The organism is Aeromonas sp. QDB34, from assembly GCF_027705405.1.
GTDB classification, from domain to species: Bacteria; Pseudomonadota; Gammaproteobacteria; order Enterobacterales; family Aeromonadaceae; genus Aeromonas; species Aeromonas hydrophila.
The window spans coordinates 1-7,368 of record NZ_JAPDBT010000043.1; the positions used below are offsets into that span (position 1 = coordinate 1).

7 protein-coding genes and 2 pseudogenes are annotated in these 7,368 nt (G+C 55.3%); 4 read left to right on the forward strand and 5 right to left on the reverse strand.

Annotation, left to right across the window (positions count from 1 at the left end; translation table 11 throughout):
* Positions 1-105: 105 nt before the first annotated feature.
* The 4 genes from OKC29_RS22650 to OKC29_RS22665 all read left to right on the forward strand — a co-directional run bounded on the left by OKC29_RS22650 (position 106) and on the right by OKC29_RS22665 (position 3,467).
* Complete coding sequence (locus tag OKC29_RS22650; protein ID WP_001217881.1) at positions 106-663, forward strand: recombinase family protein; 558 nt, start codon at positions 106-108, stop codon at positions 661-663.
* Between the two features lie 122 nt (positions 664-785).
* Entirely contained in the window at positions 786-1,766 is a 981-nt protein-coding gene (locus OKC29_RS22655; RefSeq protein ID WP_013213985.1) for an IS481-like element ISKpn27 family transposase, read from the forward strand.
* Positions 1,767-1,840: 74 nt separating this feature from the next.
* Entirely contained in the window at positions 1,841-2,491 is a 651-nt protein-coding gene (gene bla, locus OKC29_RS22660) for a class A beta-lactamase (protein WP_045286946.1), read from the forward strand.
* Positions 2,492-2,585: 94 nt separating this feature from the next.
* Positions 2,586-3,467, forward strand: coding sequence for a carbapenem-hydrolyzing class A beta-lactamase KPC-2 (locus tag OKC29_RS22665; RefSeq protein WP_004199234.1), 882 nt, complete (start codon positions 2,586-2,588; stop codon positions 3,465-3,467).
* 249 nt (positions 3,468-3,716) lie between these two features.
* Here the strand turns inward: OKC29_RS22665 and OKC29_RS22670 are convergent.
* From OKC29_RS22670 to OKC29_RS22695, 5 genes and pseudogenes are all read right to left on the reverse strand, one after another.
* A pseudogene (locus OKC29_RS22670) lies at positions 3,717-4,580 on the reverse strand (IS1182-like element ISKpn6 family transposase); the annotation flags it as partial.
* Between the two features lie 463 nt (positions 4,581-5,043).
* Positions 5,044-5,199, reverse strand: coding sequence for a hypothetical protein (locus tag OKC29_RS22680; RefSeq protein WP_013213988.1), 156 nt, complete (start codon positions 5,197-5,199; stop codon positions 5,044-5,046).
* 127 nt (positions 5,200-5,326) lie between these two features.
* On the reverse strand, positions 5,327-5,752 hold the full coding sequence (locus tag OKC29_RS22685; RefSeq protein ID WP_013213989.1) for an antirestriction protein: 426 nt from the start codon (positions 5,750-5,752) through the stop codon (positions 5,327-5,329).
* A gap of 110 nt (positions 5,753-5,862) precedes the next feature.
* Positions 5,863-6,141, reverse strand: a complete 279-nt coding sequence (locus OKC29_RS22690; protein ID WP_013213990.1) for a hypothetical protein — start codon at positions 6,139-6,141, stop codon at positions 5,863-5,865.
* Between the two features lie 533 nt (positions 6,142-6,674).
* Positions 6,675-7,368, reverse strand: a pseudogene (locus OKC29_RS22695) (hypothetical protein); the annotation flags it as partial.

The following is a 7,368-nucleotide window of genomic DNA, read 5'->3' on the forward strand; positions in this document are numbered from 1 at the left end:
ATAAATTATCAGACATAGTAAAACGGCTTCGTTTGAGTGTCCATTAAATCGTCATTTTGGCATAATAGACACATCGTGTCTGATATTCGATTTAAGGTACATTTTATGCGAATTTTTGGTTATGCGCGGGTCTCAACCAGCCAGCAGTCCCTCGATATTCAGATCAGAGCGCTCAAAGATGCAGGGGTAAAAGCTAACCGCATCTTTACCGACAAGGCATCCGGCAGTTCAACAGATCGGGAAGGGCTGGATTTGCTGAGGATGAAGGTGGAGGAAGGTGATGTCATTCTGGTGAAGAAGCTCGACCGTCTTGGCCGCGACACCGCCGACATGATCCAACTGATAAAAGAGTTTGATGCTCAGGGTGTCGCGGTTCGGTTTATTGACGACGGGATCAGTACCGACGGTGATATGGGGCAAATGGTGGTCACCATCCTGTCGGCTGTGGCACAAGCTGAACGCCGGAGGATCCTAGAGCGCACGAATGAGGGCCGACAGGAAGCAAAGCTGAAAGGAATCAAATTTGGCCGCAGGCGTACCGTGGACAGGAACGTCGTGCTGACGCTTCATCAGAAGGGCACTGGTGCAACGGAAATTGCTCATCAGCTCAGTATTGCCCGCTCCACGGTTTATAAAATTCTTGAAGACGAAAGGGCCTCGTGATACGCCTATTTTTATAGGTGTCTGGACTCGTGGGATCATGTACCCATGCGTAGCTGGCCGCTCTTCAAGGCCAGACACGTTTTGCGTACACTGTTCCAATCCGACTCTTCACTGGCAACTCGATGACCCAGGCACTGCACAGCCAAGCCCGTACTACCCACCTGATCCGTGAGGAAATCAGGAACTCGACGCTCCCGCAGGCCGAACTGGCCAGGATGTACAACGTCACCCGCCAAACCATCCGAAAGTGGCAAAACCGCGAGTCTCCTGAAGACAAGTCGCATGCGCCGAACAAGATGTACACGACGCTCACGCCCGAGCAGGAGCTCATCGTGGTGGAGCTGCGCAAGACGTTGCTGCTGCCCACGGACGACCTGCTGGCGGTCACGCGCGAGTTCATCAATCCAGCCGTCTCGCGTGCCGGCCTGGGACGTTGCCTGCGCCGCCACGGTGTCTCGGATCTACGTAACCTGGTCGAGCAGGAAGGCACTGCGCCCGCCACGAAAAAGACCTTCAAGGACTACGAGCCGGGCTTTGTGCACATCGACATCAAGTACCTGCCGCAGATGCCCGACGAGACGGCAAGGCGCTATCTCTTCGTTGCCATCGACCGTGCTACGCGCTGGGTCTTCATCGAGCTCTATGCCGACCAGACCGATGGCAGCAGTGGCGACTTCCTCAACAAAGTCCAGCAAGCCTGTCCCGTCAAGATCGTCAAGCTTCTGACCGACAACGGCAGCCAGTTCACCGACCGCTTCACGGCTGGCGGCAAGAAGAAGGAACCCAGCGGCACACACGTGTTCGACCGCCTGTGCAAGCAGCTCGGCATCGAGCACCGGCTCATCCCGCCTCGTCATCCGCAGACCAACGGCATGGTGGAGCGCTTCAACGGTCGTATCAGCGACATCGTCAACCAGACCCGTTTTGGTTCAGCTGCCGAACTGGAATCGACGCTGCGCAATTACGTCAAGATCTACAACCACAGCATTCCGCAACGCGCGCTCCAACACAAAACACCCGTTCAGGCGCTCAAGGAATGGCATGAAAAACGCCCTGAATTGTTCAGGAAACGCGTGTATAACCAGCCGGGTCTTGACATATAGGTTAATGTCATGATAATAATGGTTTCTTAGACGTCAGGTGGCACTTTTCGGGGAAATGTGCGCGGAACCCCTATTTGTTTATTTTTCTAAATACATTCAAATATGTATCCGCTCATGAGACAATAACCCTGATAAATGCTTCAATAATATTGAAAAATGACTTGGTTGAGTACTCACCAGTCACAGAAAAGCATCTTACGGATGGCATGACAGTAAGAGAATTATGCAGTGCTGCCATAACCATGAGTGATAACACTGCGGCCAACTTACTTCTGACAACGATCGGAGGACCGAAGGAGCTAACCGCTTTTTTGCACAACATGGGGGATCATGTAACTCGCCTTGATCGTTGGGAACCGGAGCTGAATGAAGCCATACCAAACGACGAGCGTGACACCACGATGCCTGCAGCAATGGCAACAACGTTGCGCAAACTATTAACTGGCGAACTACTTACTCTAGCTTCCCGGCAACAATTAATAGACTGGATGGAGGCGGATAAAGTTACAGGACCACTTCTGCGCTCGGCCCTTCCGGCTGGCTGGTTTATTGCTGATAAATCTGGAGCCGGTGAGCGTGGGTCTCGCGGTATCATTGCAGCACTGGGGCCAGATGGTAAGCCCTCCCGTATCGTAGTTATCTACACGACGGGGAGTCAGGCAACTATGGATGAACGAAATAGACAGATCGCTGAGATAGGTGCCTCACTGATTAAGCATTGGTAACTGTCAGACCAAGTTTACTCATATATACTTTAGATTGATTTAAAACTTCATTTTTAATTTAACTAGCTCCACCTTCAAACAAGGAATATCGTTGATGTCACTGTATCGCCGTCTAGTTCTGCTGTCTTGTCTCTCATGGCCGCTGGCTGGCTTTTCTGCCACCGCGCTGACCAACCTCGTCGCGGAACCATTCGCTAAACTCGAACAGGACTTTGGCGGCTCCATCGGTGTGTACGCGATGGATACCGGCTCAGGCGCAACTGTAAGTTACCGCGCTGAGGAGCGCTTCCCACTGTGCAGCTCATTCAAGGGCTTTCTTGCTGCCGCTGTGCTGGCTCGCAGCCAGCAGCAGGCCGGCTTGCTGGACACACCCATCCGTTACGGCAAAAATGCGCTGGTTCCGTGGTCACCCATCTCGGAAAAATATCTGACAACAGGCATGACGGTGGCGGAGCTGTCCGCGGCCGCCGTGCAATACAGTGATAACGCCGCCGCCAATTTGTTGCTGAAGGAGTTGGGCGGCCCGGCCGGGCTGACGGCCTTCATGCGCTCTATCGGCGATACCACGTTCCGTCTGGACCGCTGGGAGCTGGAGCTGAACTCCGCCATCCCAGGCGATGCGCGCGATACCTCATCGCCGCGCGCCGTGACGGAAAGCTTACAAAAACTGACACTGGGCTCTGCACTGGCTGCGCCGCAGCGGCAGCAGTTTGTTGATTGGCTAAAGGGAAACACGACCGGCAACCACCGCATCCGCGCGGCGGTGCCGGCAGACTGGGCAGTCGGAGACAAAACCGGAACCTGCGGAGTGTATGGCACGGCAAATGACTATGCCGTCGTCTGGCCCACTGGGCGCGCACCTATTGTGTTGGCCGTCTACACCCGGGCGCCTAACAAGGATGACAAGCACAGCGAGGCCGTCATCGCCGCTGCGGCTAGACTCGCGCTCGAGGGATTGGGCGTCAACGGGCAGTAAGGCTCTGAAAATCATCTATTGGCCCACCACCGCCGCCCTTGCGGGCGGCATGGATTACCAACCACTGTCACATTTAGGCTAGGAGTCTGCGCGGCAGAGCCGTGTGACCGGTTTTCTGTAGAGCACTGACGATGGCGGCGGCGCTCTCTGCAATTGGCAAGGCGTCGGCGCCAAGGATACCAATCTTGCGGCGCGCGGCGTGTTATGACGACTGGGGTGCATTTGAGCCGCCCCATTTAACCTTCGCCCTCACAGATACGCCATTCGCCTCAGATTTAGCGCCATGCAGACGAGCTTCCACTCGGCTTGCACCTTGTCCAGGCCCCTCATGCTGAACTGACGCAATCCCATCACCGCCTTGATCCAACCATTCGGAGCCTCCACGATCGACTTGCGCCGGCGGTAAGCTGCATCGCCTTGCTCCGTTTTCAATTTCGCCGCAATCGCCGCCGTATGCGGATGGGTCTTGGCATTGACCTTGGCATCTTCACGTCCCTCGCGGCCGAGGGCAACGATGACATCGCCGTGGTGATCGGCGACCTTTGCCAGAACAGCCTCACTACGGAATCCCGCATCCGCCAGCGTCTGGGCCGGCATTTCTCCGGTGTTGGCCTGAACTGCTGCCAGCATGCCCAGCAGCGCCTGACTGTCCGCGGCGCAGTTGGTCAACTCCGCCGCCACGATGATCTGGTGCTCGGCATCGACCGCTGTGTACCCGTTGTAGCTCTGCTCGGAGCCACCACCGGCGTGTTTCATGATCCGGCTGTCCGGATCGGTGAAGCTTTCCTGATCACGGTCATCCGGCACACCAAACTCGCGTTTGTACGAGCCACCGCCCTTGTCCGAGCCATCCGGATGGCGAGGCCGGCGGCCATCGTCTTCGCTGCGCCCCCGGGCCTGGTCCGCTTCACGCTGGCGCGCTTCCAGGCGCGCCTTTGCCGCCTGGATCGCCTCCAGGCGCTTCTCGCGGCGAGAAATCTCGGCAGGAATGTCCAGCTCCGGCTCGTTACGCTCCTGGTCGTCGGTAGCCTTGGCGCGATCAAGCAGCGCCTTGATCTCGCAATGCAATTCGTCCTCGGCCGGCTTCATGCGCTTATAGCTCATCGCCTTGTGGTCGCCATGTTTGGCGGCTTCGTATTCAGGTTCTTTAGAGAGATCCTTTAGATCGCCGTTCCTCACTACTGCCGGGAAGTCTCCCCAGGGAGCACGTTCGGCCTTATGTTCGGTCATGGTTTCAATCCCGGTCAGCGTCCCATATAGCCCCGAAACCTGCCAGGTGGGCCAAGATAGACCAGGCACCATAAGCAATAGGGCTAGGGTTGGTTTTGCTCACCCAACGCCTGAAGGTTCGGGTTCCCTTTCCGCTGCCTCTCTCACCAGGCAAACCAACGAGATCAGCGACATCAACGCCACTGAGAGGCTTACTAAGCCCTTTTCGTTGCCTAATCAGCTCCAACACCTCTTTGATTTCATCGGCGGTTGGAGCCTGCCAATCTTCAGCGAACGGCCTAAGCGTTTCAGGTCTAATCATGCGATAAATCCTCAAATAGCCCCGGTCAATGCCGGGGCTTTTTTATCAATGGGTAACGGTCGCGGCGGCCTCCCGATACGCCTTCAGTTCAATCAAGAGCAAGCCAAGCTCCCGCATCTTCATGCGCGGCATATGAACGGGGCGGCGGGCCGTCAGAGCGTCGCCAATGTGTTTTGCAAGTGATACAATATCCGTATTCATCGCGTTTATCCTCAAATTGACCGGTGAAAGCCCCTGTGATTGGTTGCAGCCATACCAGGGGCACCATTTCTTTTTCTACCTATGCACCTCCTTTAAGAGCCCCGGCCATCACCGGGGCTTTCTGTTGCTAGTCTATTGCGGCCAAGATGGCCTCTTTTTCGTCATGCTCACAAGCCCAATCCCGCAAGCTGTGATACAGCCTTGAAAACCGCTCCTGGTCAGCGCCTTCTGTGTGAAATGACAGATGGCTATAGAGGTAGAGGCAAGCGGTAATCCCGGCAGCATCGGCGCTCATTTGGCCACTAAAGTAGTTCATGGCCTCGATGTTCAGCATTTCATCACGACGCCCAGGAGCCATATAAAAGCCGCCGTTCGACAGCTCCCACATAAGCCAATAAGCCCCGCGATACTCGCGGCAGAGCCCTTTCATTTGCTGGTAAAGCATCGACTCGAAAACCACATAGAAACGGCCTACATAGCGGGGCATTGCAGCCATACGGCGAGGGGTGGCGACCAGGGAGCAGATCAGGGGATTAAGTTCTGTTTGCATCATCGGAGTTCTCCGGTATTGACCGTGGCGGGTGCCCGGCCTTCTGAGATATATAATAGGCCATTTTGGCCTATTGTGTCAAGCGGGTACAATAAAAAATAGGCCAAATCGGCCTACTTTTTTTCTCTCCAACTGAGCCACATTTTATTCAGCTCCAGGCTGCGGGCTGGCCAATCTGGCAGATTCACCGCATGGGCGCGGTAGTTGATCCGAGTATTCAGAGTGCAACGGGGAAAGGGGTTGGCCACCTTGCAGTAACGATAAAACAGACCGACGAGGCGAGCACCGTAACGATCACGCTCCCAGGTCAAAACGTTGTGCATATGCTCGCGGCGTTCGCGTATCCATTCTCGATAGAGTTGGTGAAAGGTGCGGTTAGCTGTGTGGATCATCGGAGTTCTCCGGTATTGACCGTGGCGGGTGCCCGGTCTTCTTAATTAAGATTATAGGCCAAAATGGCCTACTATGGCAAGAAAAAGCGCGCTCTACGTTAAAAAAATCACGTAGTCGCGGGGGATTGCCGCCAAGATTTCGCATAGCGTCGCCTGATTTCGTACGTACGAAATGGGCCACCTGGTCGAGCTGCTGCCGATGCCTGGTGAGTTGGCCACCTGGTTGATTTCCTTCTGGCGTCCAGATCTGAACTTGGCCACCTGGTCGAGCTGCTGCCGGTGCCTGGTAAGTTGGCCACCTGGTTGATTTCCTTCTGGCGTCCAGATCTGAACTTGGCCACCCGGTCGAGCTGCTGCCGGTGCCTGGTAAGTTGGCCACCTGGTCGAACTGCTGCCGGATCTAAAGGTGGAATATTAAGCAGGTAGTGATAGACTGAGATCCAGCATGGCTATACGCCTGCTAACCCCTCAAAAGAAAGCAGCCTCTAGGGCTGCCATCCGTTACGAAATCTCACTCACTTTGAAATAGCCATCTAAACGGCTTTACACCTGGCCGCCTGAAGGGCAACCGCTGAGGCTTCGCCATTAGTAATAGGGGAGGGACTTGTCTCACTGTTTTGTTGAGGTGAAGGCTTGCCCAGGCGATACCATTTAGCCCGGCTCATGCCCATAGCTTCCCAGGGCTTTTGCCTGCTCAATGAGTTGGCTTCATAGGCTTCACGCTCAAGCTGGCCAGCGGCGCGGCGACGTTCTTCATCACGCAGTCTATCGCGCTCTCTGCGGCGCTTCTGAGCCTCGTCAGTGCTGATAATCGTCTTCAGTTGCTCTTGTTCTTGCTGTGAGATCTGGAATAGGTTGATCAGCGTGTCGTTTTTGGGCGTGTATAGCGGTGCAAACGACTTTCCGCCGAACTCGACACGTTCCCCAGCCTCATAGGATTTCGCCTTGCTGTAGAGCGTCATAAGCTCTTTGGAGCGGTAAGACCAACGAGTATCCAGCTCGGAGGAAAGAGCGGCGGCCTCATGGTACATCTGGGCGCTGTTTGTTGCCCCGGAGAGAAGGAGAAAGTTAAGACGCCAGAAAAGATGCCTCATTCGCTCGCCTTCGTTGATTCCACCTCTGAGCTGGCCCAACTTGCGTAGGTCTTCCAGGGGGAACCGCAGAATTCGGAAAAAATCGTACGCTAAGCTAAGGAAGGTCTGAAAAAGCCCCCGCTCGAGAAATGCA

What these genes read in the sequence shown, in the direction of transcription:
- OKC29_RS22650 (WP_001217881.1), top strand. Translation starts at nt 106, where the DNA reads ATGCGAATTTTTGGTTATGCGCGGGTCTCAACCAGCCAGCAGTCCCTC.
- OKC29_RS22655 (WP_013213985.1), top strand. Translation starts at nt 786, where the DNA reads ATGACCCAGGCACTGCACAGCCAAGCCCGTACTACCCACCTGATCCGT.
- OKC29_RS22665 (WP_004199234.1), top strand. Translation starts at nt 2,586, where the DNA reads ATGTCACTGTATCGCCGTCTAGTTCTGCTGTCTTGTCTCTCATGGCCG.
- OKC29_RS22680 (WP_013213988.1), bottom strand. Translation starts at nt 5,199, where the DNA reads ATGAATACGGATATTGTATCACTTGCAAAACACATTGGCGACGCTCTG.
- OKC29_RS22685 (WP_013213989.1), bottom strand. Translation starts at nt 5,752, where the DNA reads ATGATGCAAACAGAACTTAATCCCCTGATCTGCTCCCTGGTCGCCACC.
- OKC29_RS22690 (WP_013213990.1), bottom strand. Translation starts at nt 6,141, where the DNA reads ATGATCCACACAGCTAACCGCACCTTTCACCAACTCTATCGAGAATGG.